General features: G+C 65.1%; 1 protein-coding gene and 1 pseudogene. Both read left to right on the forward strand.

What is annotated here, in order from left to right; all coding sequences use genetic code 11:
• Positions 1-202 (forward strand): annotated as a pseudogene (locus AC1DX0_RS37085) (3-hydroxyacyl-CoA dehydrogenase); the annotation flags it as partial.
• Positions 199-518, forward strand: a 320-nt coding sequence (locus tag AC1DX0_RS37090) for a 3-keto-5-aminohexanoate cleavage protein (RefSeq protein WP_477359690.1), incomplete at its 3' end; no start/stop codon positions are given. The pseudogene AC1DX0_RS37085 and the gene AC1DX0_RS37090, both read left to right, overlap by 4 nt.

Raw genomic sequence — 518 nt, forward strand, 5'->3', positions numbered from 1 at the left:
CTACCAGGGCATCTATTCCAACATCTTCCCGCAAATGCTGCGCCGGGTCGACTGGGCCGGCGAGGTCATGAAAACCGTCGAGGCCGAGCGCGGCAAGCGCTTGCCCAGGGAAGGCCTGGGTGAGCGGCAGGTGTGGCGGGATCGCCGGCTGATGGCGCTGGCGGCGCACAAGAAAAAATCGGATCAGGAGTTCGGACAATGACAGAAACCAGCCGCAAGCCCGGCGCCACGGCAACCAGGGGCAAAGTCATCATCACCTGCGCGGTGACGGGCGCGATCCACACGCCGACCATGTCGCCCTATCTGCCGATCACGCCGGATCAGATCGCCTCGGAGGCGATCGCCGCGGCAGAGGCCGGTGCCGCGATCCTGCATTTGCATGCGCGTGACCCGGAAACCGGCAAGCCCGACCAGACGCCGGAGGCTTTTGCCCGCTTCCTGCCGCGCGTCAAGCAAGGCACCAATGCCGCCATCAACATCACCACAGGCGGCAGTCCCTACATGAAAGTCGAGGAGCG

It is taken from the genome of Mesorhizobium sp. P3_A9 (assembly GCF_056402975.1).